Below are 22,904 nucleotides of genomic sequence, written 5' to 3'. Positions count from 1 at the left end.
GCGTACGCGCCCTTTAGGTGCACTGGGCAACTAAGCGCGTACGGCACGTAAGGGGCCGAACACCGCCTATGGTCTTTTTTCGGCCCGTTTCCCGGCAGCGTCGCCGCACGGACCGCGCCCTGTCCCCGACGAAAGGTAGGCGAGCCCCGTTTTGGCGACCGTCACAGCCGTCACCCCGTCCCTGAAGACCCGGCGGGCCACGAAGGCCCGCGACGTCACCGTCACCGACCCCGCCCTGGTCAAGCGCGCCGTGAAGGCGGCCGCGCTCGGCAACGCGATGGAGTGGTTCGACTTCGGTGTCTACAGCTACATCGCCGTCACGCTGGGCAGGGTCTTCTTCCCGTCCGGCAACCCGACCGCGCAGTTGCTGTCGACCTTCGGCGCGTTCGCGGCGGCCTTCCTTGTGCGTCCGCTCGGCGGCATGGTCTTCGGTCCGCTGGGCGACCGCGTGGGCCGGCAGAAGGTGCTCGCCCTCACCATGATCATGATGGCGGCGGGCACGTTCGCGATCGGCCTGATCCCGTCGTACGCCTCGATCGGCGTCGGCGCGCCGCTGCTGCTGCTCGCCGCCCGGCTGGTACAGGGCTTCTCCACCGGCGGTGAGTACGCGGGCGCCTCGACCTTCATCGCCGAGTACGCCCCCGACAGGAAGCGGGGCTTCTTCGGCAGCTGGCTGGAGTTCGGCACGCTGGCCGGTTACATCGGCGGCGCGGGCCTGGTGACCCTGATGACGGCGCTGCTGTCCTCGCACGACCTGCTGACCTGGGGCTGGCGGGTCCCGTTCCTGATCGCGGGCCCGATGGGCGTCATCGGCCTGTACCTGCGGATGCGACTCGAGGAGACCCCCGCCTTCGCCGCCGAGGCCGGGAAGGCGGAGGCCGCCCGGCCGAAGGTGCCGCTGCGCGAGATGGTCGCGGGCCAGTGGAAGGCGCTGCTGCTGTGCATGGGCCTGGTACTGGTCTTCAACGTCACCGACTACATGCTGCTGTCGTACATGCCGAGCTACCTCACGAGCGAGCTGAAGTACGACGAGACGCACGGGCTGCTGGTCGTGCTGGGCGTGATGGCGCTGATGATGATCGTCCAGCCGTTCGCCGGCGCGCTGACCGACCGGATCGGCCGCCGCCCGGTGATCGCGGCGGGCTGCGCGGGCTTCCTGTTCCTGTCCGTCCCCGCCCTGCTGCTGATCCGCCAGGGCAGTCTGCTCGCCGTCGGGCTGGGCATGGGGGCGCTGGGCCTGCTGCTGGTCTGCTTCACGGCCGCCATGCCGGCCGCGCTGCCCGCTCTCTTCCCCACGCGGGTGCGGTACGGGTCCCTGTCCATCGGGTTCAACGTGTCGGTGTCCCTGTTCGGCGGGACGACGCCGCTGGTCGTGACCGCGCTGATCGGGGCGACGGGGAACATGATGATGCCCGCGTACTACATGATGGCCGCGGCGGTGATCGGTGGTTTCGCGGTGTGGCGCATGTCGGAGTCGGCGGGCCGGCCGCTGCCGGGTTCCGCGCCGGCGGTGGAGCGGCGGTAGGCGCCGCAGGGGTCACGGGGAGGCGTCCGGCCGGCGCCGGCGGGCGAAGCCCCCGGCCCGCGCCCCTGGCCGGAACCGACCCCGTGGGCGGCGAGTCCGCCGGTGATCACCCCGTGCGTGCCCCTCGGCTGAGACGATGTCGGGGAAGCGCAGGCACTCGGGAAAGGCAGCAGGACCATGAGCGACTCCCAGCTCTGGGACGACGTCGACGACTACTTCACCAGCCGCCTCGCGCCCGACGACGAGGCGCTGCGGGCGGCCCTGCGGGAGAACGACGCGGCCGGGCTGCCGCACATCGCCGTCACGGCGGCACAGGGCAAGCTGCTCCAGCTGCTCGCCCAGGTGCAGGGCGCACGGCACATCCTGGAGATCGGCACGCTCGGCGGGTACAGCACGATCTGGCTGGCCCGCGCCCTGCCGGAGGACGGCAGGCTCGTGTCCCTCGAGTACAGCGCCAAGCACGCCGAGGTGGCGACCCGCAACATCGCCAGGGCCGGCCTGGACCGGATCGCCGAGGTGCGGGTGGGCCCCGCCCTGGAGTCGCTGCCCAAGCTCGCCGACGAGAACCCGGCCCCGTTCGACCTGGTCTTCATCGACGCCGACAAGGCCAACAACGCGCACTACGTGGAGTGGGCGCTGCGGCTCACCCGCACCGGCAGCCTGATCGTCCTGGACAACGTGGTGCGCGGCGGCCGGGTCACCGACGCGGACAGCACCGAGCCCGACGTGGTGGGCACGCGCGCCGCGATCGAGCTGATCGCCACCCATCCGCGGCTGAGCGGCACGGCGATCCAGACGGTCGGCGCCAAGGGCTACGACGGCTTCGCGCTGGCCCGGGTGCTGGAGTGAGCCGCGTCGGCGCCGGCCGGCCGAGCGCTCAAGCCTCGTGGTGGAAGCCGACGTTGACGCTGCGCGGCGCGGTGCGGTCCTGGACGACGATCTCGCCGGATCCGCCGCGCGGCAGGGCCACGGTCGCGCCGTAGCCGAGGGGCTGCGCGTACTCCCCGGCGGTCAGCCGCACTTCTGCGGCCGGGTCGGGCTGGGATCCGCGCAGCCAGGTGAGGTGCCAGCCGCCGTCGGGGCCGCACACGAACTCCAGATGGACCCGGGAGACGAACAGCCAGTCCTCGGGGGTGACCAGCCGGCACACCGACGCGTCCCGGCCGACCCGGAGCACGGCGCCCGGCTCGCTCGGCGCCTCGGCCATCGTCATGCCGGCGGTGGCGCCCGCGTCCTCCCCGGAGACGGTGGCCATGGTGAGTTCGAGCACGTGCGTTTCCCCCTGTACGACCAGCTGCGAGACCAGCTGCACGACCATCGTGGCACGGCGGCCGGATCGGCGGACCGCCGCCGCATGATAAAACGCCCGGCCGGGCCGCGTCCGGCACAATGGGTTCATGACCGAGCGAAAACCACCGGGTGTGCCGTTCGAGTCCTGGGCCGACAAGCAGATCCGCGACGCGCAGCGGCGCGGTGAGTTCGAGCGGCTGCCGGGGGCGGGGGAGCCGCTGCCCGCCGATCTGTACGCCGCGTACGACGAACTGTGGTGGGTCAAGCGGAAGTTGGCGCGCGAGGGGCTGTCGGTCCTGCCTCCCGCCCTCGCCCTGCGCAAGGAGGCGGAGGACGCGCTCGCGGCGGCCTACGCGGCGCCGTCCGAGCGGATCGCCCGGAAGATCATCGAGGACGTCAACGTCAAGATCAAGGACATGATGTTCAAGCCGCCGCCCGGTCCCCCGCTGGGCAGGAAGCCGTACGACGTCGAGGAGGTCGTACGCGAGTGGCGGCAGCGCAGGGCTGCCGCCGGGAGGGAACTGCCGGATCCGGGCGCCGCGTAGGCGCGCGGCGGGCGGATCCAGGGCTCACATGTGCAGCAGCCGTCCGGCCAGCTCACGGTAGTCGCGCAGGGCGAGCCGCAGTTGCTCGGTGTCGGCGTCCGAGCCCGGGCCCCGGTCCTCGGAGGCCTCCCAGGACCGGCGCAGCGTACGGCGGCGCCGCTCCACGGCTTCCTCGAACCGCCCCGCGATCTCCTCCAGCACGTGATCGGCCTGCTCGACCGCGGTACGGGGCTCGTCCACGAACCCCGCGGCCAGACGGCGCATCTCCTGCTCCCACCGATCGGTCTCCTCGTGCGGCAGCAGGGGCGCGCCCACCCCGGAGGGGCCGGGAGCGGCCTCACCGACAGCGCCGGAGGAGGCGGCAGCGGAACCACCGGGTGCGGCCGCGGGCACACCCGCACGGTCGCCTTCCGGCCCGGGCCCGCCGGCGCGTCCGGCCGCGCCGCCGGTACCGGCCGCGGGCTCGGGTGCGGTGGCGGGGCCGGGCGTCGTCGCCCTGCCGCCCGGTGCAGCCGGCCAGGCGTCCGGCGCCGGGTAGTCGGTCGTGTGCGCCTCCCGCCCGGCCATCTCCCCGGAGGACGGCACCCCCAGCCCGTCGTCCGGCATGGGACTGTCGTGCCCGGCTCCCCTCTCACCGGACATCCGGCCCTCGCCGGGAGCCTCCGGCAGGTCCCTCGGGGTGTGGTGGTGCAGCGGCGCGTCCTCGGGGGTCCAGTCCTCGTCCGGCAGCGGCTGCGGGATGCGGCCGGCCCGAGGCGCTTCGCGCTCGTCGCCGGGACCGCTCGTCCTGTCCGTCATGACGCTCAGCTCTCCTTCGGATGGCTCCGGGCGAGCACCCGCGGCGCGTGGGTCGCGCGATGGCGGCCGGTCTCCCGGGCAGGGTGAGTCAGGTCCTCGAAGAGGGCGCGGGCGTCGACGAGCGCGGTGCGCATCTCCTCGGTGCCGGAGCCCGCCTCGGTCAGCCCGTGGCTCGGCCCGGCCTGGGCCACCTGGTGCACCCGCCGATAGCCGTCGACATGGTCGGCGTGGTGCACGGACAGCGCGGCGAGCTGCTCGTCGTACCGTCCGCCGTCCGGGTAGCCGCGTGCGGCGGCGACTTCCGCGAGCAGCCGGTCGGCCTCGGCCACCGCCTGCCGCGGCGCGTCGACGAAGTGTTCCTGTACGGCCGTCCAGCGGGCCTCGAACTGCTCACGCCCGGCCGGGTCCAGCGGCCGTTCCCGCAGGTCTCCGTGGCGTTCGAGACGCTCGGCCAGTTCCTGTTCGGCGGCCTTGGTGTCACCGCCGTGCCGGGCGACGGTCCGCTCGTACTCGGGTCCGAAGCGCCGCTTCAGGCCGGCCCCGCCGGCCCGCCCGCGGCGGAACCGGGCCAGGGCGACGGCCGCGCCGACGACCAGGACCGCGACGATCACAATCAACACGATCAGGCCTGTGGACATGGTTGCCTTCCGCTCGCGCCGGCCCCCTTGGCCGGCTCTCCTTCCGGGTCACCCGCGAGAACCGTCACAAACGGCGGCCGGTGCACCGAGGCGGCGCCCGCGCCGCACCGGGTGACCGGCCGCGGCCGCACCCCGCGCCCGCCGGAAAACCGCTCGGCGGTGTCGCCACGGCCGCCGACAATGGGCGCCATGACGTGGACGATCAGCCCGGAGCCGTACGACTCCCCGGTCGCCGCCGCGCTGTGGCGGGCGTACTACACCGAGGTCAGCGACCGCTGGTACCTGTTGCACGAGGGCCGGCGCACCGACCCGGAGGAGCTGGAGCGGGAGATCGCCGCCCGGACCGGCGCCGAACTCGCCCCGCCGACCGGACGGTTGCTCGTGGGCCGGTACGACGGCGAGCCGGCCGGTTCGGCGGGGGTACGGCTGCTGGAGCCCGACACGGCCGAGCTGACCCGGGTGTTCGTGCACCGGCACCTGCGCGGCAGGGGCGGCGCCCCGCTCCTCGTGGCCGCCGCCGAGGAGGCGGCCCGCGCGCTGGGCGCCCGGCGGCTGCTCCTGGACACCCGGGACGACCTGGTCGAGGCCCGCGCCCTGTACGCCCGCCTCGGCTACACCGAGACCGCCCCGCACAACGACGACGTGTACGCGGAGCACTGGTTCCGCAAGGAGCTGGCGGTCAGCGGGCCCTGACCCCCGCCTCCTCGTGGGGGCGTTCGCGGTCGGTGCCGCACAGTTCGGCGGTCAGTTCCCTGACGAGCTGGGTCAGGTCGGTCGGACGGCCGGTCGTCCACCAGTCGCCGAGGAGTTCCGCGAGGGACTCCTCGCGGGCCTTGGCGAGCCGGGCGGCGGCCACCCGGCCGGACGCGGTCAAGTACAGGTCCAGGCCACACCGTTCGGCGAGGTGCCGTTCCTCGACCTGGCGGGCGGCGGCGATGACGGCGTCGAGCGGGACGGGGCTGCGCTCGGCGAGCAGGGCCGGTTCGACGGAGCCGTACTTGCGGATGCGCAGCAGCATCCAGCTGGCGGCGGGCAGCAGGTCGTACCCGGCCCGTTCGGTGATCGTGCGGTAGATCGCGCGGCGGCCCTCGCGGGTGCCGAGCAGGGACAGGGCCCGCGCGCACTCGTCGTAGGAGGAGCGCTCGACCGGGTTGGGCGGGATGGTCTCGGAGGCGTCCGGCGCGGTGACCGAGCCGCGCAACCGGTCCTCCTTCAGGAACCAGGCCAGCAGGAAGCCGAGGACGGCGACGGGGGCGGCGTACAGGAAGACGTCGGTGATGGCGGACGCGAAGGCGTGCAGGGCCGCCGGGCGCAGGGCGGGCGGCAGGGCGGCGATGCCGCGGGGGTCGGACTTGAGCGTGTTCGCGGAGACGCCGGGCGGCAGGTGGGCGCCGCGGAAGGCGGCGGTGAGCTTGTCGCCGAGCCGGCTCGCGAACACCGTGCCGAAGACGGCCACGCCGAAGGAGGCGCCGATGGAGCGGAAGAAGGTCGCGCCGGAGGTGGCGACGCCCAGGTCCTCGTACGACACCGCGTTCTGCACGACGAGGATCAGCACCTGCATGACCAGGCCGAGTCCGAGGCCGAAGACGAAGAAGCAGGCGCTCATCGCGGCGGTCGGGCTGTGCTCGTCGAGCCGGTGCAGCAGGAGCAGGCCGATGGTGGTGACGGCGGTGCCGGTGACCGGGAAGACCTTCCAGCGGCCGGTGCGGCTGACGATCTGCCCGGAGACGGTGGACGACAGCAGCAGGCCGACGACCATGGGCAGCATGTGCACGCCGGACAGGGTCGGCGAGATGCCGTGCACGACCTGAAGGAACGTCGGCAGATAGGTCATCGCGCCGAACATGGCGAAGCCGACGATGAAGCCGATGACGGCGGCGAGCGTGAAGGTGCGGATGCCGAACAGCTTCAGCGGCAGCACGGGTTCGGCGGCCCGCCGCTCGACGGCGACGAACGCCACGGCGAGCAGCACGCCCAGCACGGCCAGCCCGGTGATCTGCGGCGATTCCCAGGCCCAGGTGGTGCCGCCGAGGGAGGCGACCAGGACGAGGCAGGTCGCGACGGAGGCGATCAGGAGGGTGCCGAGGTAGTCGATGACGTGGCGGGCGGTGCGGCGCGGGATGTCCAGGGCGGTGGCGATCACGGCGAGGGCGACGGCGCCGACGGGCAGATTGACGTAGAACACCCAGCGCCAGCTCAGGTGCTGGGTGAACAGCCCGCCGAGCAGCGGCCCGAGCACGCTCGTCGCCCCGAACACGGCCCCGAACAGCCCTTGGTAGCGGCCGCGTTCGCGCGGCGGCACGATGTCGCCGACGATCGCCATGGACAGCACCATCAGCCCGCCGCCGCCGAGTCCCTGCAGCGCGCGGAACGCGATCAGCTGGGGCATGTTCTGCGCCATGCCGCACAGCGCGGAGCCGATCAGGAAGATGACGATCGCGGTCTGGAAGAGCCGTTTGCGGCCGTACTGGTCGCCGAGCTTGCCCCACAGCGGGGTCGCGGCGGTCGAGGCGAGCAGGTAGGCGGTGACGACCCAGGACAGGTGCTCGAGTCCGCCCAGATCGCTGACGATGGTGGGCAGCGCGGTCGACACGATGGTCTGGTCGAGTGCGGCGAGCAGCAGGCCGAGGAGCAGGGCACCGATCGAGACGAACACGTTGCCGGTGACGTGCTCGGCGGCCTGCGCCTCCTTCTCCGTGCCGTGCGTGTCCAGGGCCATGGAGACCTCCCGGGGCTCGGGTGCACCTCTTCCATCGTGGTCGGTGTCACCTTTTATGGCCTGTTGAGTCCCGCGTTTCCGGCGGCGCATGCGAAGAAGGTGCGCATAAGGTCTGTGGTTCGTGAGGGGAGGGACGAACACATGACTGATTCCGAGGGTCCTCTGGACCACGCCTGCCCGGAGTGCGGTGCGCCCAGACGCCCGGACCGCAGCCCGTCCTGCGACTGCACGGCCCGCGCGGCCGAGGCTCTCCAGGAGACGCGCACGGCCGAGGCCGCGGCGGCGGAGGACTTCGACCCCTTGCGCATCCGCCCGTACGTGGACTTCGAGGGGCCCGTTACGACACCGGACACCCCGGCCGCGACCGGCACATCGCCGGCCGTGGACGGGAACGCCGGGCCCGCGGGAGGCCGGGCGGAGAGCGCGGGGGGCGGGACCGGGAACGCGGCAGACGGGGCCGGGGACCCGGGGGACCGGGCGGCCGGGACGGGGACGCAGCCGCACGCCGAGGACCTACGGCCACCGGACGCGACGGAGCGGCAGCCGGACGGCGCCGGGCCGGATGTGCGCCCGCGCCCGCGGAGTGCTCGTCGTGCCGTGCTGGTGTCGGTCGCCGGTGCGGGAGTGGCCGTCGTGGCCGCGGCCGGGTTGGCGAGCGGGCTGCTGTCGTACCACCCGCCGACCCGGGACCGGGCGGCTCAGGAGGTGCGGGAGAGCGTGCCGGACGTACGCGGCTCGACCCCGGCGTCACCGACGGCGCCCTCCTCGCCCGCGCCGCCGTACTCCGCCGTGCCGACGGCGCAGTCCTCCACACCCCCTCCGGCGAGTCCCTCCGCGAAGCCGTCCGCGTCGCCGTCCCCGACCGGCTCCGCCTCCGGTACGACCCGCCCGGCCTCCCCCACCGCCTCCACCACCACGCGGAGCACCCCCGCGGCGGCCCCGGTGCTGCAACTCGGCGACCGGGGCCCGGAAGTGGCCGGACTCCAGCAGCGCCTGCGCCGGCTGAACCTGTACGGCGACCAGATCACCGGCGTCTTCACCCGTCCCGTGGAGGATGCCGTACGCACCTACCAACTGGCGCGCGGCATCCGCGGCGACACCCTGGGCGTGTACGGACCGGCGACCCGGAAGAGCCTGGAGGCGGAGACTGCCGAGCCGTAGAGCCGCAGCCGCCGTCCGGCGCCGGCGGGGCAGACCCCCAAGGACGCCACCCGGCACACCACGCACCGCGCACCGGCACCCGGGCCGAAACCCCACCCGACCGGCACGCCCTGCTTTCCCCGGGCGGGCGCGAGCGGGCGTCAGCCGATGTGCACCCGCATCGCCCCGTCCCCCGTCGCCTCCACCCGCACCTGCGTGAGGTCGCGCACCACCACGTCCGGCCCGTGCAGCCCCGCGCGCGGGCCGACGCCCACCACGGTCATCCCCGCGGAGCGGCCCGCCTCGATCCCGGCCCCCGAGTCCTCGAAGACCACGCAGTCGGCCGGATCGACGCCCAGCTCGGCCGCGCCCTTCAGGAAGCCCTCCGGGTCGGGCTTGCTCGCGCCGACCGACTCGGCGGTGATGCGGACCTCCGGCAGCGGCAGCCCGGCGGCGTTCATGCGCGCGGTGGACAGCGGCACGTCGGCGGAGGTCACCAGCGCGTGCGGCAGTCCGCGCAGGGAGGCGAGGAGGGCCGAGGCGCCGGGGATCTCCACGACGCCCTCGGTGTCGGCGGTCTCCTCGGCGAGCATGCGCGCGTTGTCGGCGAGGTTGTGCTCCATGGGCCGGCCGGGCAGCAGGACCGCCATGGAGGCGTGCCCCTGCCGGCCGTGGACGACCTTCATCACCTCGTCGCCGTCCAGCCCGTGCCGCTCGGCCCAGCGGCGCCAGATGCGCTCGACGACGGCGTCCGAGTTGACGAGCGTGCCGTCCATGTCGAGCAGGAGGGCGCGGGCGGTGAGCACGGTGGGCGCGGGGGTGGCCGTCATCGGCAGCTCCAGGAACGAAGAAGGCCCCGAAGGGTGGGACAGGCCCCGAAGGGACGGACAAAGAAGCCCCGCCCGCCGGTCAGGGAAAACGGGCGGGAGCCACTTTGTTTCTCTACGGTACAAAACCGGGGCGGGTCCCGCCACCGCGCCGCGAAGGGTTCACCGGACGTTCAGCTCGGCCGGGCTCAGCCCGCCACCGCCTCGTACAGGCTCCACACGCCGAGCCCCAGCATCAGCAGCGCCGCGATCTGCGTGATCAGCCGCAGCGGCACCCTCCTCATCAGGGCCTTCCCGCCGACGATGCCGAGTCCGGCGACGGCCCACAGGCCGAGCACCGCGCCGAGGCCGACGGAAACCGGGTCGTCGTAGCGGGCGGCGAGGTTGGCGGTCATGATCTGGGTGAGGTCGCCGAACTCGGCGACGAGGATCAGCGTGAAGCCGGTGCCGGCGACCTTCCAGAAGGACTGGTCGGCGGGCTTCCTGATCTCCTCCTCGTCCTCGCCCTTGTGCAGCAGCAGCATCGCCGCGCCGCCGACGAAGAGGACGCCGGTGACGGCGTGCACGATCCGCTGGGGCAGCAGGGTCAGCGCGCTGCCGGCCGCGACGGCGATCACGACGTGCAGCAGGAAGGCGGCGGCGACTCCCGCGAAGACATGACTCGCGCGGTAGCGGGTGCCGAGGACGAGGCCGGCGAGCGCGGTCTTGTCCGGCAGCTCGGCGAGGAAGATGACGCCGAAGACGAGCGCCGTCACGGTGATGCTGATCAAGGTTCCTCAATCGGTCGGGGCTGCCCCGCCGAGAGTGCGGTACGTCATGCGATGACACCTCGGCACGGCAGCACACTTCGCGCCCGTGTCGCGGGGACACGGACGTGCACTGCTTGCCGAAGGTCTCGCTGGCGGTCCTCGAGGGATCCGGGGGTCCGCCTCCGGGCGCCGGCTCAGGCTGGCTGAGCAGTATGTCGACGGTCCGGCGAAGAGCTACTCCCCTTCTGCGCCGCCCATCGTACGGGATGTGAAGGTTCCGCCGCGAACCCCGCCCGCCCCTTGTCGTGACATGAACGCGTCACTAACTTCTTACCGAGCGCTCACCCACCGGCCACGCGGCCTCGCGAGCATTCCCTCGCTCGCACCCGATTCCTTGACCCCACAAGGGAGTTCGCATGCCCAGGTTCTACGCGCGTCGACGGCTGAGCGTACTCGCCGTCCTCACCGGGCTCATAGCCTCCGCCGCCCTGTTCGACTCCCCCAGCGCCTCCGCCGCCCTGCCCACCCCGGTCAGCGCCGCCACCGCGCGCGGCTACCTCTCCCAGCTCACCGTCGCCACCGAGAACCGCACCGGCTACAGCCGCGACAAGTTCCCGACCTGGATCACCATCTCCGGCACCTGCAACACCCGCGAGTGGATCCTGAAGCGGGACGGCACGAACGTCGTCACCGACTCCGCCTGCACCGCCACCAGCGGCAGCTGGTACTCGCCGTACGACGGCGCCACCTGGACCTCCCCCTCCGACGTCGACATCGACCACCTCGTGCCGCTGGCCGAGGCCTGGGACTCCGGCGCAAGCAAGTGGACGACCGCGCAGCGGCAGGCGTTCGCCAACGACGTCACCCGCCCCCAGCTCCTCGCCGTCACCGACAACGTCAACCAGGCCAAGGGCGACCAGGACCCGGCGACCTGGGTGCCGTCCCGCTCCGCGTACGTGTGCACCTACGTCCGGGCCTGGGTGCAGGTGAAGTACTACTACGACCTCTCGGTCGACTCCGCGGAGAAGAGCGCGCTGACGAACTACCTGGCGAGCTGCTGACCCCCGGCCGCACGCCCGGGCACACGCCCCGCGCCCCCTCGCGGGGCGCGGGGCGTCAGGAAGCCGGGCGGCGGCGCATCAGATAGCCCGCCGCCGCGCCCGCCGCGACCAGGGCCGCGAACGAGACGGCCGTGGCCAGCCAGGTCGCGCCGAGCCACTGGGCGCCGTAGTAGCCGAGGGCCACGCTGTAGGCGGCCCAGGAGAGGCCGGCCAGGGCGGACCAGGGCACGAAGTCGCGGGCGCGGCGGTGGGCGGCGCCCGCACAGAAGGAGACGACCGAGCGGCCGGCGGGCGCGAAGCGGGCGAGGACGACCAGCGCGCCGCCACCCCGGGCCAGGGCGTCGCCGAGACGTTCCTGCGCGGTGGTCAGCCGCCGGGAGCGCGCTATGGCCCGGTCCAGCCGCTCGCCGCCCCGCCAGGCCAGGCGGTACGCCACCAGGTCGCCGAGGACCGAGGCGGTCGCCGCGGAGAGGATCAGCACCAGAAGGTCGGGCACGTCGTGCGGGACCCGGCCGGCCGCCGCGCCCGACCCGGCGGCAGCGGCCGTGCCCGCCGTGATGACGAGCACCCCGCTGGGCAGCACCGGCACGAACACGTCGAGCAGCACGGACATGACCACCGCGGCATAGATCCACGGCCCGCCGGCCAGCGACCCCACACTCTCGAACACGACGACTCCCGTTGCTCCCCCGTTGACAGCCGTACAGCGTACGCCGCCGGTGTGACACCAGAGCCGGAGGGGGCCTGAGGTGCTACGGAGCGTCGTGGCATGGAGGCGCGCCGTCACCCGAACGGCGCCCGCTGTGCGGCGCGCCGGTGCCGTGTCCGTAGCAATGGAGACAGACCTGCACGGAGTTCAGGCACACATCGGAACGAAAGACGGCGCGTATAGCGCAGAAAAAGGTGCACATCATGGTGGCAGCCGTTTACGCGGGCGTCCTCGCCGCGGCCCTGTTCGCGACCGGGACGCCGAGCACCGCCCATGGCCACTCGCTGGAGACCTACGGCGTGTTCTCCGCGCCGGCCGGGTCCGCGAAGCCGATGGCGGTGACGTACGACAAGAAACTCGTCCCGTCCGGTGCCCTGGTCCAGGTCCACCAGAAGACGGCGGCGAACGGCGCCACGACCGTCGAACTGCGGGTGGCCGGCGTCAAGCCCAACCACCTGTTCGGGGTTCACGTCCACCAGAAGGCCTGCGGCGCCGACCCCGCCGCCGCCGGCAAGCACTACCAGGACAAGCCGGGCACGGACGCCGCCCACATGACCAAGGACAACGAGATCTGGCTGGACTTCAAGTCCGACGCTAACGGGATCGGCAGCGCGAGCGCCAAGCACGCCTGGTCCTTCCGCAAGGGCGAGGCCGGCTCGGTGGTGATCCACAACGCGCCCGGCATGAAGGGCGCCCGCGTGGCCTGCATCACCGTGCCGTTCCGCAGCGCGTCGTAAGCGGGACCGGCCGCGGGAGGCAGGACGGCGCCCTTCCCCCTCGTGGCGGGGAAGGGCGCCGTCGGCCGTGTCAGGCGGCCATCGGGGCCTGCTCGCTGCCGGCCCGGGCGTCCGCGGCGGTGCGGCGGGCGACGAGCCGGTCGAGCCCGAAGGCGCCGGACCCGGTGAAGACCAGCAGGAAGAAGGACCAGCAGAACAGCACGGACAGTTCGCCGCCGTTCTGGATGGGCCACAGCGCGGCCTGCTGGTGGACGTCGAAGTAGGCGTACGCCATCGAGCCGGAGGCGATCAGCGCGGCCCCGCGGGTGCCGAGGCCGAGGAGCACCAGGGCGCCGGCGACCAGCTGGATCACGGCCGCGTACCAGCCGGGCCAGGCGCCGGCCGGGATCGTGCCGCCGTGGGTGCCGGCGGCGCCGCCGAGGACGCCGAAGAGGGACGCGGCGCCGTGCACGGCGAAGAGCAGGCCCACGACGATGCGGAAGAGCCCGAGGACATAGGGCTGAGCGGTATGGAGGCGTGCGGTCATGAGGGGGGGTGCTCCTCTTCGGTGTCGGTCGGGCCGGCCGGGGACGGGAGAAGGGCCGGTCGTGGGGGCGGCGGTACCGAATGAGCACCCAGGTTAGGGGAACCTAACCAATGCTTGCAAGTTCAACATTTGGCCAGGGGTGAGCCGTACGCGTCTGCCGTGCGCCGCTCGGCGACCGCACGGGGGCGCGGAGGGCCGCACGAGGGCATGGCAGTCCCGTCAACTGCGCCGATGCCCGGCCCAGTTGTCCTGATGGCACGTCACCGGGCCGCTACGGGGCGCTCCTGGCCGACTGCCCGCGCACCTCCAGCCCCCCGAGCAACTCCGCCGTGGCCTCGGCCACCGCCGCCACCGCCCGGTCGAAGACCTCGCGGTTGTGCGCGGCGGGGGCCCGGAAGCCCGACACCTTCCGTACGTACTGCAGGGCGGCGGCGTGGATGTCCTCTTCCGTGGCCTCATCAGGCAGCACGGGCGGACGCAGCGTCTTGATGCTCCGGCACATGCCCCCAGTCTCACGCAGTCGGCGGTGCGGTGCGATGATCCCGCCGAGGGCGGCCACCGATCCCCGGGGCCGACCGTCGAAGGGAAGAACCTCATGGCGAACGTCGTGGCGAAAAGGAACACCGTGGCCGTGCTCGGCCCCGGCGGCATCGGCGGCCTCCTCGCCGCCCTGCTGTCCCGCGCCGGGCACCGCGTGATCTGCCTGGCCCAGGACGGCACCGCCGAAGCCCTGCGCCGCACCGGAATCACCGTCCGCAGCCCGCAGTTCGGTGCCTTCACCGCCCCCGTGGAGGCGGACACCGAGCTGCGCGAACCGGTGGACGCCTGCCTGATCGCCGTCAAGCACACCGCGCTGGACGCCGCCCTCACCCGGGTGCCACCCGCCGCGCTGGGCGACGCCCTCGTCGTACCGCTCCTGAACGGCGTCGAACACCCCGCGGCCCTGCGCGCCCGGTACCGCCCCGACCGGGTCGCCCCGGCGGTGATCCGCGTGGAGTCCACCCGCGTCGGCCCCGGCGTGATCGAACACGGCAGCCCGTTCACGGAGATCGACCTGGCCGGGGACGCCGTACCACGGCCCCGCCTCGAGGAGTTGGCGGCCGTCCTCGCGTCCGCCGGCACGACAGCCCGTGCGGTCGGGGACGAGACGGCGGCTCTGTGGGCGAAGATGGCGTTCCTCGCCCCCTTCGCCCTGCTCACCACCCGGTACGGCCTCCCGCTCGGCGAGGCCCGCACCCGGCACCGCGAGGAGCTTCAGGCGCTGGTCGCCGAGGCCGCCGCGGTCGGCCGCGCCTGCGGGGCCCCGGCCGACCCGGCCCAGGCGATGGCCCGGTACGACGCCTTCCCGCCCGGCGCCAAGTCCTCCATGCAGCGCGACGCCGAGGCGGGGCGGCCGCTCGAACTGGACGCCATCGGCGGGGCGTTGCTCCGCGCGGCCGCCCGGCACGCGGTGGCGGCGCCGGTGACGGCCCGTCTGGTGGGCGAGCTGCGGGCCGCCGGCCATTGACCGCGGAAGGAGACGGCGACGGCACCGGCGGGCGGGGCGTCCTGGCCGCCGGGCCACCCGTTCGGCTGAACCTCCCGCGGACCTCGCGAACGAACTCGCTCCCCTAAATCGAACAGGCGTAGCATTGGTGTGTGGCTACGACCTATGAATTCCCCAGTGACCTCCTCGCCGGTCAGGAGGAGCTGCATCAGGTCCGGGCCGAGCTGTCGGCCCTGCTCAAGCGCCTGCCCTGGTCGGTCGAGCCGATGGACGGCTTCAGCGACGACACCGGCTGGCGCAAGGTGGAGCGTCCCGCGTCCCCGGGCTGGACGGCGGACGAACAGGCCGAGGTGGAGAAGCTGCGCCGCCGTGAGCACGAGCTCGCGGTGTTCATCACCACGCACCGCTTCTGGGCCGAGGTCGCGGCAGCCGACCGCATGGACGCCCGCTCCAGGCTGAAGCACGCCCATGAACAGCCCGATGAGGAGGAATGACGGCGCGATGACGAAAGCCCCCGGCCGCATGGGCCGGGGGCTCGCTGGTGGGCGCGGACGGTTTCGAACCGCCGACATCCTGCTTGTAAGGCAGGCGCTCTACCCCTGAGCTACGCACCCGGACACCCGGGCACGCGCCCAGGACGAGTCGACAGCCTACCTTGCCCGCACCGGTGCGCGGCAAACCCGTAACGCCGGGCCAGGGGCCGGGTACGGGGGTCAACCCCACCCCAGGTCCGGGAGGCTGCCGGATCGGGGCCGGGCCGGTGCTCGCCCAAGGTCGGCGCAGACCGGGTTTCTCCGGCCCGCCGGGTCCCGGCGGGCCGGTTCCAGGGGGGTGGAGATCGTCGCGGCGCAGGGCGGCAAGGCGGGGACGGTGCGGGTCACCCGGCGGTTCAAGGGGAAGGTCGTCGGCGGCTCGCCCAGGGTGAACCTCGATCCGGTACGTGGCCGAGCAGTCGGCGATGAACCCGTCGCAGTGCATCCGCAGCTTCAGCCGGTCCTCCTGGAAGGACCAGTGCCCCGCGGCATCCGGGTCACCGTCGACGACGGGAACGGCAGCGTGCGGGCGCGCGGCTTCGCCGAGCCCCTCGGCATCCGCACCAGAGGGGTGTCGGTGTCCGTGCCCCGCGACGACAGCAGCCCGCACACCGTGTCCGCGGACTCCGCGAACGGGAAGGTCACGGTCCGCACGGCGAACTGAGCCGCCCGGAACCGCGAACTGACCGGCCCGTGTGTTCGTCTACAACGGGTGGGAGAATGACACCACCCACGGCGGACCACAGCACGGGAGAGGGATGTGACGGGGACACCGGGCACGCCAGCGACGCGGTCGTACCCGCCGTCGACCGCCGCAGGAGCCCGGTCCGGGTCCGCGGCCCTGCGCGACACCCTCACCTTGATCGGCCTGCCGGTGCTGGCCGCGCTCGCCCTGCCGGCCGCGTTCGCCGGCGGCGGCACCCGGCGCTGGTTCGGCGGCCGGGCCGAGAGCCAGCGCGCCGAGGCACAGGCCGCGAAGGACGCCGCGGCCGCCGCGTTCTACGAACTCGACACCGCCCAGCGCGACCTGAGGATCTCCGTCGAGACCATCACGGCCGTGGACGACTCCCCCGCCGCCCGGCGGGCCGCCGCCGACTTCGCTGCGCTCGGGCAGCGCATCGACGAGGTCAGCCGGCGCTACATCCAGGCCGTCGACGCCCATGACCTGGACCGGGACGACCTGGAGGCCGCCGCGGCGGCCCGGGCGCGCTCGGAGCTGACGTCCGCGAAGGACGAGCTGATCCGGGCCAAGCAGGAGCTGGACCGTTTCGGCAGCTCGCTCGGGCCGCTGCTGGGCAAGGCCGAGACCCAGCTGGCCCGGCTGGCGCCCGCCGTGGAGCGGGCCCGGCAGGCGCTGCTGGGCGCGAGCAACGCCCTGGACGCCGTACGGGCCAAGGGCCTGCGCGCCGACGACCTCGCCACCCGGCTCGCCGCCCTGTCGCCGGAGCTGACCAAGCTGAACCAGGGCGCCGCGCAGCACGGGGCGCAGCAGACCCTGGAGCGGGCCGAACGGGTGCAGCGGGAGGCCGGGGCGATCCGCGCCGAGGCCGAGCGGCTGCCGGAGAAGGCCGCCGAGATCGACCACCGGCTGGTCAGCCTGCGCACCCGCGCACAGGCGCTCACCACCAGGGCCGGGCAGGTGGAACCGGTGCTGAGCGAGTTGCGGCGCCGGTTCGCCGCCGCCTGCTGGCAGGACCTGCAGCACGTGCCCGAGCAGGCCGCGGAGAACGTACGGCAGGCCGAGCTGAAGCTCCGCGAGGCCCAGGCGGCGCGGGAGGCCCAGCGCTGGCCGGACGCCACCTCGCTGCTGTCGACGGTACGGGCCCTGCTCAACACCACCGACGAGGCCGTGTCGGCCGCCGGTGACCGGCTGCGGCGGCTGAACGAGGTCCAGAAGGATCCGCAGGCGGAGATCGAGCGGACCCGGTTCGCGATCCGCGACGCCCAGCGGCTGGCCATGACGGGCCGCACCACCCCCGATCCCCGGCACGCCCGGCCGCTGGACGAGGCGGTGGAGCGGCTGGAGCGGGCGATCGGGTCGCTTCAGGGGCGCCACCCCGACTACTGGCACTTCCTGACCGAGACGGACGCCGTCCGGCAGACGGCGGCCCGGGTGGTGGCCCGGATCCGGGAGGAGCGCGGGGGTCACTGAGCGGCCGGCTGCCCAGGTGTGCGGCGGGCGTGTGTGTTGCCGGGTGTGGTCGGGCAGGCGGATATTGGATGGACGGATGGCCTCCGCTAGCGCCCGAGGGAGGCGGATATGGCCACACACGCACCAGTCCACGCGAGGCCGCGGCGGCGGATCTCGTTCGACGAGCACCTGCCCGTCGACCACAAGCTGAACACGGTCTACCGGATCGGCGCGGGGCTGATCGGCGCGTTCCTCGTCGTCTTCGGCATCCTGGGCCTGATCAACCACATCGGCTTCTTCAGCCTCAGCGGTGACCGCGTCGCCGGGCTGAACACCAACGGCACGCTGAGTGTGCTGTCGATCGCCGTCGGGGCGGTCCTGCTGGCCGGCATGGTGGTCGGCGGGAACGTGGCGTCGACGCTGAACATGGTGTTCGGCGTGCTGTTCCTGCTGAACGGCTTCCTGTTCCTGGGCCTGCTGGACACGAACTACAACTTCCTGGCGTTCAGGATCCCGAACGTGTTCTTCAGCTTCGTCGTCGGCCTGCTGCTGATGACCTTCGGCATGTACGGCCGGGTCGGCTCGAGCCTGCCGCACGACAACCCGTACTGGCGGGCCCGCCATCCCGATCCGCGCACCGAGCCGCCGGGGCGTGAGCACGAGACCGGTACGCCGCCGATGACGATGCCGCTGCCCGGCAAGGGCACGGAAGAGCCCGGGTCCCGCGGCGCCGGTTAATCTGTGCGCATGCCTCGCTACGAGTACCGGTGCCGTACCTGCGGCGACACGTTCGAACTGAACCGTCCGATGGCCGAGTCGGCCGCGCCCGCGTCGTGCCCCGCGGGGCACGACGACACGGTCAAGCTGCTGTCCACCGTGGCGGTGGGCGGCAGGGCGGCAGCGACCGCTCCGGCGCCGGCCGGGGGCGGCGGCGGTGGCTGCTGCGGCGGTGGCTGCTGCGGGTAGCCGCCCACGGGTGGGGCCGCTGCGAGTAGCCGCCCAGGGGGTGCCGCACAGCTCCGCGCCGCTAGGCGGCTGCCGTGCGCGTCGCCCTCAGGAACTCCCGTACGATCCGCTCCCCCGCCAGCACCCCCCGCTCCGGCAGCGCCGCGACCTCCGGCGCCGTCCAGCCCGTGTCCGCCAGCTCGCCGTGCCCCGGGCGCCAGCCCCGGTCGGCGGCGAGGAGGAGGTCGGCGTCCAGGAGGGAGTCCCCGGCCGCCAGGGTGAGGCCGGCGCCCGTGCGGCGGGCGATCTCGCGGACGGCCGCGCTCTTGGTGAGCGGCTGCGGGACGGCGTAGATCTTGCGGCCCTGCAGCGAGACCGTCCAGCCGCGGTTCTCCGCCCACACCGCCAGCTCCTTGACCCACTCCTCGGGCAGCAGCTCGCGCTCGACGACGAGATAGGCGAAGAGGTCCTCGGCGATCCGGTGCTTGCGCACCCAGGCGGGGTCGGCCGAGCGCAGAAGGTGCTCGGCGACCTCGGCCAGCGGCGCGCACTCGGCGGCGAGGCGGGCCTGCACGCCGGCGTGCCAGTCGGCGTCGGTGACCCCGTCGACCAGCAGATGGCCGCCGTTGGCGCAGATCGCGTACTTCGGCGGCGGCCCCGGCAGGTTGATCCGCTGGTACTGCTTGCGCGTCCGGGTCGTCGTCGGCACGAAGAGCGCCGCGTCGCCGAGATCGGTCAGCAGCTGGGCCGCCGTCTCCGTCATGTACGACAGCGGCCTGCTCTCGTGCACCTCCACGCACAGCAGCCGCGGCGCCCTGGCGTCCGGCATGGTCAGGGCGAGGGCCGCCGAGGAGTAGATCAGCGTGCGGTCGAGGTCGCTCGCCACCAGCACCGGCATCAGACGCTCACCGCCCGGCCGTCGGCGCCGGTGGCGCCGCGCGTGTACCTGGGGTGGATCAGCCCGACGCAGCTGTACGGCAGTTCCCCGACCTCCTCGACGGGGACTCCGCGCTGCTCGGCGAGCAGCCGGACGTGGTCGAGGTCGGCGCCGGCTCCCGCGCGCGCCAGGATCTTCCACGGCACGCGGCGCAGCAGCACCCGGGTGGTCTCGCCGACTCCGGGTTTGACGAGGTTCACGTCGTGGATGCCGTACTCCTCGCTGATCCGCTCCACCGCCCGCCAGCCGGCCCAGGTCGGGGTGCGGTCCTCGGCCATCAGCTCCTTCACCGCGGTGCCGACGGTGTCGGCGACCTCGGGGAAGCGGACGGTGACGGCGTCGAGGAAGGTGACGGAGACGTCGGCGCCCGCGAGTTCGCGGTAGAACTTCGCGCCGTGGAAGTCGTCCGGGCCGACCAGGTCGGCGCGCAGAACGGTGCGCGAGATCAGGCCGGAGACGGTGGAGTTGAGGCACGCGGAGGGTATGAGGAAGTCCTCGCGGGTGCCGTAGGTGCGCACGCAGGAGCCCGGGTCGGCGAGCACGGCGATCTCCGGGTCGAAGCCGGTGATGCCCTCTTTTCTCTCGAACTCCTCGATGGCCTGGGCGAGTTCGCGGGTGATGGCGCCCTTGCCGGTCCAGCCGTCGACGAACACGACGTCGCGCGGGTCGTGGTGGGCGGCGAGCCAGCGCAGGGCGTTGGCGTCGATGCCCCGGCCGCGCACGATCGACACCGCGTAGTGCGGCAGGTCCAGGCCGTGCCGGAACCGGGCCCAGCGGCGCATCAGGATGCCGACCGGGGTGCCCGCGCGGGCGAGCGAGACGAGCACCGGGCGCGGCGACCGCTCGGCGATCACCGTCTCGGTGACCACGCCGACCGCCTGGGCGATCCGGGCGGCGGAGGTGGCCAGGGCCGCGTGGAACAGCTCCTGGTACTGCTCGCTGGGCTGGTACTCCACCGGCAGCGACTCGGCGTAGTGCGCGCCGCCGCTCTGGATGGCCTCCTCCCGCTCCTCGGTCGGCGCCTCCAGCGTGACGTCGGAGAGGTCCTGGAGCAGCCAGCCGACCTCCTCGGGCGGGTAACTGGAGAACGCGGGGCCGCGGAGGGGCTCGGGCAGCATGGCCGGCCTTTCGGGAGCGTGCGGTACGTACGACGGGACGACCGCGAGCAGGACGTGCGGGGTGTGCGCGCCGAGCCGGGCCAGCAGGCCGTCGGGCGCGTGCAGGGCGGGGGTGTCGGCGACGGAGTCCACCACGGCGACGACGGCGTCGAAGCCTCCGCCAGCGACGTTGTAGGCGTAGCGCTCGCCGGGGCCGTCGGCCGGGTCGTCGTGCGCGGGGAAGACCAGCCGGGTGCGGATGGCGTACCCGGGGTCGTCCACGGCGAGGACGGGCGAACGGGTGGTGGTCGAGAAGCGCACCTGCGCGTCCGCGACCTGCTCCAGCTCACGCGCGAGCCGCAGCGGGGCGTACATCAGCTCCTCGAAGCCGAGCACGAGGACGCGGCGGACGCCGGCGGGCAGGGCGTCCGATATGCGGGCCGCCATCTCGGGCAGCGCGGCCTCCAGGCGGGCCCGGTGGGCGGGGGTGAAGCCGTGGCGGCCGCCGTCGGGAAGGCGGTGGGGCCAGCGCAGGTCGACACGGACGACGTGCGCCGGCCGCTGCGGCCCCGCGAAGGCGCCGGACCGTGTCTCGTGGGCGGCCACCAGCCGCTGCCCCTTGTCCAGCACGTCCTCCGGCAGCCGTACGGCCCCGGATGCGGCGGCGACGAGATCCAGTCGCGCCCCGGTCTCCTCGGCGAACCGCTCCATCCGCGCGACGTCCTCGGCCGAGCGCATGTCGACCAGGGCGACCACCACATACCGGGCGCGCGGATACCGTGCGTGCAGGTCACGGATGGTGTTCAGCACGGTGTTGCCGGTGGAGAACTCGTCGTCGACGAGGACCAGGGGGCCGTCGCCGGCCAGCAGAGCGGGGTCTTCGGGCAGCAGCAGGTGCGAGGTGGCGTGCGAGTGCGACTCCTCGAAGCCGCCCGCAGGGGCGATGCCGGCCACCGGCCGCCGCGTGGAGTGCAGGTACGGCGCCGTGCCGAGCCCGTCGGCGACCGCGTGGCCCAGGCCGGTCGCGGTCTCCGCGTAGCCCAGGACCACCGCGGCGCGCGCCTCGGCCGGGGAGAGCAGTTCGGCGACCCTGCGGCCGAGCCGGAATCCATGGCCGTAGACCACCGCCGGCGACTGCGGCACATGCTTGCCGAGGACGTTCGACACCAGAAGGTGGGCGCGCTTGGGGTTGCGGCGCAGGGCGAGCCCCAGCAGGGACCGCAGGGTGTCGTCCCCCACGAGTTCGACCCCGAGCCGCTCGGCGACCCAGCTGCCGGACCAGACGGCGTCGTGCACTGCGTTCCTCATGCGTTCATTCCCGCGGCGAGCAGCTCCACGAAGCCGACGTCCTCGTGGGCGACCCCGAAGACCTCGGCGCGCAGCAGGGTCCGTTCGGCCCAGGCGCGGTGCGGCTTCACCTCGTTCATCTTGTTCGTGTAGGCCGACCTGAGTACACCCCCGCCGCCGCGTTCCGGCCGCAGGATGTCCTGGGCGTCGCTGTACTCCTCGTGGCTGACCACGGACAGCGCGTGCACGGGCAGCACGTGGGTGGGGTGGATGCAGGTCTTGCCGAGGAGGCCGTTGGCCTGGTCGAGGGAGATCTCCCGCAGCAGCCCGTCCAGGGCGTGCTCGATCAGCTTCTCGCGCAGCTCGACCGCCTGCACCTCCAGGAAGGGGCTCTGCCGGAGCTGTGGTTTGAACATGCGCTCGGAGAGCCGGAAGTACTCCCAGACCGGCCCGGTCACGGTGAACCCGGTGCCGTCGGCCCGGCCCAGCATGTTCACGACGTCGGCGATCACCGAGGCGACGATCTGGACGTCGTAGGCGGTCATGTCGGGGGCGCGGCGCAGGCCGTAGGAGGAGCAGAAGTCGGTCACGCCGAGGCGCAGCGCGAGCACCCGGTCCCGGTACTTGTCGACGGCGCGGAAGATGCCCTCCAGGGTGTCCACGCGGGACTCGCGGTACAGCAGCTCCGGGGACTCCAGGACGGGCATGGCGAACAGCCGGCGCCCGCACTCCGCCTCGGCGGCGGTCAGGGCCTCCAGGAAGGGTATGCCGCGCTCCTCGGTGAACTTGGGCAGCACGAATCCGGACAGCAGCCGCACCGACGCGCCGAGCCGGCGTGCCAGGTCGGGGATCTGCCCGGGGGTGCGCACGCGGATGAAGAGCAGCGGCGGCTCGAAGCCGGGCCGGGCGGCCAGGTCGGCGAACTGCCGGACGAGGTTCTCCTCGCCGGCCACCACGTCCGCGTCGTCGATCGAGTCCTCCAGGCACAGCACCATCGAGACCACGCCGTTGCCGGCCTGCTTGACGATGTCGTCGGCGAGCCGCGGCCGGGTGGCCGGGCTGTACAGGGTGGCGCCGAGGGCGGCGGCGAGCAGCCGGGCCGGCCCGTCCGCGGTGAACGCGCACGGCTCCCGGTGGAAGAGGCGTCGCCGCACCTCGGGGGCGATGTGCCCGAAATGACGCATAGAACTCCCCAGGGCGATGAACCCGAGTCTCATTGTTCGG

At 73.4% G+C, this 22,904-nt stretch carries 25 protein-coding genes and 1 tRNA gene; 13 read left to right on the top strand and 13 right to left on the bottom strand.

Annotated features, from left to right (window positions below):
* Positions 1-151 precede the first annotated feature (151 nt).
* A complete protein-coding gene (proP, locus tag OG956_RS25845) occupies positions 152-1,525 on the top strand; it encodes a glycine betaine/L-proline transporter ProP (RefSeq protein ID WP_443065609.1) in 1,374 nt (457 codons plus the stop codon).
* A gap of 177 nt (positions 1,526-1,702) precedes the next feature.
* Positions 1,703-2,374 (top strand): O-methyltransferase, encoded by a 672-nt coding sequence (locus OG956_RS25840; protein ID WP_330340378.1) that lies wholly within the window; start codon positions 1,703-1,705, stop codon positions 2,372-2,374.
* Between the two features lie 28 nt (positions 2,375-2,402).
* On the opposite strand, the gene OG956_RS25835 is transcribed toward OG956_RS25840, so the two are convergent.
* Positions 2,403-2,795 carry a hypothetical protein gene (locus OG956_RS25835; protein WP_330342948.1) on the bottom strand — a complete coding sequence of 131 codons (393 nt, stop codon included), beginning with the start codon at positions 2,793-2,795 and terminating at the stop codon, positions 2,403-2,405.
* A gap of 127 nt (positions 2,796-2,922) precedes the next feature.
* On the opposite strand from OG956_RS25835, the gene OG956_RS25830 reads away from it, so the two are divergent.
* Positions 2,923-3,360, top strand: a complete 438-nt coding sequence (locus OG956_RS25830; protein WP_330340377.1) for a J-domain-containing protein — start codon at positions 2,923-2,925, stop codon at positions 3,358-3,360.
* A 24-nt stretch (positions 3,361-3,384) separates the two neighbouring features.
* On the opposite strand, the gene OG956_RS25825 is transcribed toward OG956_RS25830, so the two are convergent.
* Both OG956_RS25825 and OG956_RS25820 read right to left on the bottom strand, forming a co-directional pair.
* The gene (locus OG956_RS25825) at positions 3,385-4,158 is read right to left on the bottom strand and encodes a hypothetical protein (protein WP_443065608.1); all 774 of its coding nucleotides are present in this window, start codon (positions 4,156-4,158) and stop codon (positions 3,385-3,387) included.
* A gap of 5 nt (positions 4,159-4,163) precedes the next feature.
* The gene (locus tag OG956_RS25820; RefSeq protein WP_330340376.1) at positions 4,164-4,796 is read right to left on the bottom strand and encodes a hypothetical protein; all 633 of its coding nucleotides are present in this window, start codon (positions 4,794-4,796) and stop codon (positions 4,164-4,166) included.
* 189 nt (positions 4,797-4,985) lie between these two features.
* Between OG956_RS25820 and OG956_RS25815 the strand changes: the two genes are divergently transcribed.
* Complete coding sequence (locus OG956_RS25815) at positions 4,986-5,489, top strand: GNAT family N-acetyltransferase (protein WP_330340375.1); 504 nt, start codon at positions 4,986-4,988, stop codon at positions 5,487-5,489.
* On the opposite strand, the gene OG956_RS25810 is transcribed toward OG956_RS25815, so the two are convergent.
* Positions 5,476-7,515 (bottom strand): MDR family MFS transporter, encoded by a 2,040-nt coding sequence (locus tag OG956_RS25810; protein ID WP_330340374.1) that lies wholly within the window; start codon positions 7,513-7,515, stop codon positions 5,476-5,478. The two genes, OG956_RS25815 and OG956_RS25810, sit on opposite strands and share 14 nt — an antisense overlap.
* Before the next feature lie 141 nt (positions 7,516-7,656).
* On the opposite strand from OG956_RS25810, the gene OG956_RS25805 reads away from it, so the two are divergent.
* Positions 7,657-8,676: a peptidoglycan-binding domain-containing protein gene (locus OG956_RS25805; protein ID WP_330340373.1), complete on the top strand. Its 1,020-nt coding sequence runs from the start codon at positions 7,657-7,659 to the stop codon at positions 8,674-8,676.
* Between the two features lie 140 nt (positions 8,677-8,816).
* Here the strand turns inward: OG956_RS25805 and OG956_RS25800 are convergent, their stop codons facing one another.
* A complete protein-coding gene (locus OG956_RS25800) occupies positions 8,817-9,485 on the bottom strand; it encodes an HAD family hydrolase (RefSeq protein ID WP_330340372.1) in 669 nt (222 codons plus the stop codon).
* 185 nt (positions 9,486-9,670) lie between these two features.
* On the bottom strand, positions 9,671-10,252 hold the full coding sequence (locus OG956_RS25795) for a TMEM165/GDT1 family protein (protein ID WP_330340371.1): 582 nt from the start codon (positions 10,250-10,252) through the stop codon (positions 9,671-9,673).
* A 395-nt stretch (positions 10,253-10,647) separates the two neighbouring features.
* On the opposite strand from OG956_RS25795, the gene OG956_RS25790 reads away from it, so the two are divergent.
* Complete coding sequence (locus OG956_RS25790) at positions 10,648-11,292, top strand: HNH endonuclease family protein (RefSeq protein WP_330340370.1); 645 nt, start codon at positions 10,648-10,650, stop codon at positions 11,290-11,292.
* 55 nt (positions 11,293-11,347) lie between these two features.
* Here the strand turns inward: OG956_RS25790 and OG956_RS25785 are convergent, their stop codons facing one another.
* Positions 11,348-11,962, bottom strand: a complete 615-nt coding sequence (locus OG956_RS25785) for a DedA family protein (RefSeq protein ID WP_330340369.1) — start codon at positions 11,960-11,962, stop codon at positions 11,348-11,350.
* Between the two features lie 242 nt (positions 11,963-12,204).
* Between OG956_RS25785 and OG956_RS25780 the strand changes: the two genes are divergently transcribed.
* Complete coding sequence (locus OG956_RS25780) at positions 12,205-12,738, top strand: superoxide dismutase family protein (RefSeq protein WP_330340368.1); 534 nt, start codon at positions 12,205-12,207, stop codon at positions 12,736-12,738.
* Positions 12,739-12,808: 70 nt separating this feature from the next.
* On the opposite strand, the gene OG956_RS25775 is transcribed toward OG956_RS25780, so the two are convergent.
* Complete coding sequence (locus OG956_RS25775; RefSeq protein ID WP_330340367.1) at positions 12,809-13,264, bottom strand: DoxX family protein; 456 nt, start codon at positions 13,262-13,264, stop codon at positions 12,809-12,811.
* Between the two features lie 271 nt (positions 13,265-13,535).
* Positions 13,536-13,766 (bottom strand): DUF2277 domain-containing protein, encoded by a 231-nt coding sequence (locus OG956_RS25770; protein ID WP_330340366.1) that lies wholly within the window; start codon positions 13,764-13,766, stop codon positions 13,536-13,538.
* 93 nt (positions 13,767-13,859) lie between these two features.
* Here OG956_RS25770 and OG956_RS25765 point away from each other — a divergent pair, with 93 nt between their 5' ends.
* Together OG956_RS25765 and OG956_RS25760 are read left to right on the top strand one after the other, a co-directional pair.
* On the top strand, positions 13,860-14,771 hold the full coding sequence (locus OG956_RS25765) for a ketopantoate reductase family protein (RefSeq protein WP_330340365.1): 912 nt from the start codon (positions 13,860-13,862) through the stop codon (positions 14,769-14,771).
* A gap of 131 nt (positions 14,772-14,902) precedes the next feature.
* Positions 14,903-15,244: a hypothetical protein gene (locus tag OG956_RS25760; protein WP_330340364.1), complete on the top strand. Its 342-nt coding sequence runs from the start codon at positions 14,903-14,905 to the stop codon at positions 15,242-15,244.
* 45 nt (positions 15,245-15,289) lie between these two features.
* Here the strand turns inward: OG956_RS25760 and OG956_RS25755 are convergent.
* Positions 15,290-15,364, bottom strand: a tRNA-Val gene (locus tag OG956_RS25755).
* Between the two features lie 217 nt (positions 15,365-15,581).
* Here OG956_RS25755 and OG956_RS25750 point away from each other — a divergent pair.
* The 4 genes from OG956_RS25750 to OG956_RS25735 all read left to right on the top strand — a co-directional run bounded on the left by OG956_RS25750 (position 15,582) and on the right by OG956_RS25735 (position 18,380).
* Positions 15,582-15,947, top strand: a complete 366-nt coding sequence (locus OG956_RS25750) for a hypothetical protein (protein WP_330340363.1) — start codon at positions 15,582-15,584, stop codon at positions 15,945-15,947.
* Positions 15,948-16,043: 96 nt separating this feature from the next.
* Positions 16,044-17,435, top strand: a complete 1,392-nt coding sequence (locus OG956_RS25745; RefSeq protein ID WP_330340362.1) for a hypothetical protein — start codon at positions 16,044-16,046, stop codon at positions 17,433-17,435.
* A 108-nt stretch (positions 17,436-17,543) separates the two neighbouring features.
* Positions 17,544-18,152 (top strand): DUF4383 domain-containing protein, encoded by a 609-nt coding sequence (locus tag OG956_RS25740; protein ID WP_330340361.1) that lies wholly within the window; start codon positions 17,544-17,546, stop codon positions 18,150-18,152.
* 9 nt (positions 18,153-18,161) lie between these two features.
* On the top strand, positions 18,162-18,380 hold the full coding sequence (locus OG956_RS25735; protein ID WP_330340360.1) for an FmdB family zinc ribbon protein: 219 nt from the start codon (positions 18,162-18,164) through the stop codon (positions 18,378-18,380).
* Between the two features lie 61 nt (positions 18,381-18,441).
* On the opposite strand, the gene OG956_RS25730 is transcribed toward OG956_RS25735, so the two are convergent.
* The 3 genes from OG956_RS25730 to OG956_RS25720 are packed head-to-tail and all read right to left on the bottom strand — an operon-like array spanning position 18,442 to position 22,864.
* On the bottom strand, positions 18,442-19,257 hold the full coding sequence (locus OG956_RS25730; RefSeq protein WP_330340359.1) for an HAD family hydrolase: 816 nt from the start codon (positions 19,255-19,257) through the stop codon (positions 18,442-18,444).
* Positions 19,257-21,701 carry a phosphoribosyltransferase gene (locus OG956_RS25725; RefSeq protein WP_330340358.1) on the bottom strand — a complete coding sequence of 815 codons (2,445 nt, stop codon included), beginning with the start codon at positions 21,699-21,701 and terminating at the stop codon, positions 19,257-19,259. Before OG956_RS25725 ends, OG956_RS25730 begins: the two co-directional genes overlap by 1 nt.
* A complete protein-coding gene (locus OG956_RS25720) occupies positions 21,698-22,864 on the bottom strand; it encodes an HpcH/HpaI aldolase/citrate lyase family protein (protein WP_330340357.1) in 1,167 nt (388 codons plus the stop codon). The genes OG956_RS25725 and OG956_RS25720 overlap by 4 nt, the downstream gene beginning before the upstream one ends.
* Between the last annotated feature and the right edge of the window lie 40 nt (positions 22,865-22,904).

Source organism: Streptomyces sp. NBC_00557 (assembly GCF_036345995.1).
Classification (GTDB): domain Bacteria; phylum Actinomycetota; class Actinomycetes; order Streptomycetales; family Streptomycetaceae; genus Streptomyces.
This window is presented reverse-complemented; position numbering and strand designations above follow the sequence as displayed.

Bases quoted from the DNA above. Each gene is read 5' to 3' on its own strand.
- OG956_RS25840 (WP_330340378.1), top strand. From the start codon at position 1,703: ATGAGCGACTCCCAGCTCTGGGACGACGTCGACGACTACTTCACCAGC.
- OG956_RS25830 (WP_330340377.1), top strand. From the start codon at position 2,923: ATGACCGAGCGAAAACCACCGGGTGTGCCGTTCGAGTCCTGGGCCGAC.
- OG956_RS25825 (WP_443065608.1), bottom strand. From the start codon at position 4,158: ATGACGGACAGGACGAGCGGTCCCGGCGACGAGCGCGAAGCGCCTCGG.
- OG956_RS25820 (WP_330340376.1), bottom strand. From the start codon at position 4,796: ATGTCCACAGGCCTGATCGTGTTGATTGTGATCGTCGCGGTCCTGGTC.
- OG956_RS25815 (WP_330340375.1), top strand. From the start codon at position 4,986: ATGACGTGGACGATCAGCCCGGAGCCGTACGACTCCCCGGTCGCCGCC.
- OG956_RS25810 (WP_330340374.1), bottom strand. From the start codon at position 7,515: ATGGCCCTGGACACGCACGGCACGGAGAAGGAGGCGCAGGCCGCCGAG.
- OG956_RS25805 (WP_330340373.1), top strand. From the start codon at position 7,657: ATGACTGATTCCGAGGGTCCTCTGGACCACGCCTGCCCGGAGTGCGGT.
- OG956_RS25800 (WP_330340372.1), bottom strand. From the start codon at position 9,485: ATGACGGCCACCCCCGCGCCCACCGTGCTCACCGCCCGCGCCCTCCTG.
- OG956_RS25790 (WP_330340370.1), top strand. From the start codon at position 10,648: ATGCCCAGGTTCTACGCGCGTCGACGGCTGAGCGTACTCGCCGTCCTC.
- OG956_RS25780 (WP_330340368.1), top strand. From the start codon at position 12,205: ATGGTGGCAGCCGTTTACGCGGGCGTCCTCGCCGCGGCCCTGTTCGCG.
- OG956_RS25775 (WP_330340367.1), bottom strand. From the start codon at position 13,264: ATGACCGCACGCCTCCATACCGCTCAGCCCTATGTCCTCGGGCTCTTC.
- OG956_RS25770 (WP_330340366.1), bottom strand. From the start codon at position 13,766: ATGTGCCGGAGCATCAAGACGCTGCGTCCGCCCGTGCTGCCTGATGAG.
- OG956_RS25765 (WP_330340365.1), top strand. From the start codon at position 13,860: ATGGCGAACGTCGTGGCGAAAAGGAACACCGTGGCCGTGCTCGGCCCC.
- OG956_RS25740 (WP_330340361.1), top strand. From the start codon at position 17,544: ATGGCCACACACGCACCAGTCCACGCGAGGCCGCGGCGGCGGATCTCG.
- OG956_RS25735 (WP_330340360.1), top strand. From the start codon at position 18,162: ATGCCTCGCTACGAGTACCGGTGCCGTACCTGCGGCGACACGTTCGAA.
- OG956_RS25730 (WP_330340359.1), bottom strand. From the start codon at position 19,257: ATGCCGGTGCTGGTGGCGAGCGACCTCGACCGCACGCTGATCTACTCC.
- OG956_RS25725 (WP_330340358.1), bottom strand. From the start codon at position 21,701: ATGAGGAACGCAGTGCACGACGCCGTCTGGTCCGGCAGCTGGGTCGCC.
- OG956_RS25720 (WP_330340357.1), bottom strand. From the start codon at position 22,864: ATGCGTCATTTCGGGCACATCGCCCCCGAGGTGCGGCGACGCCTCTTC.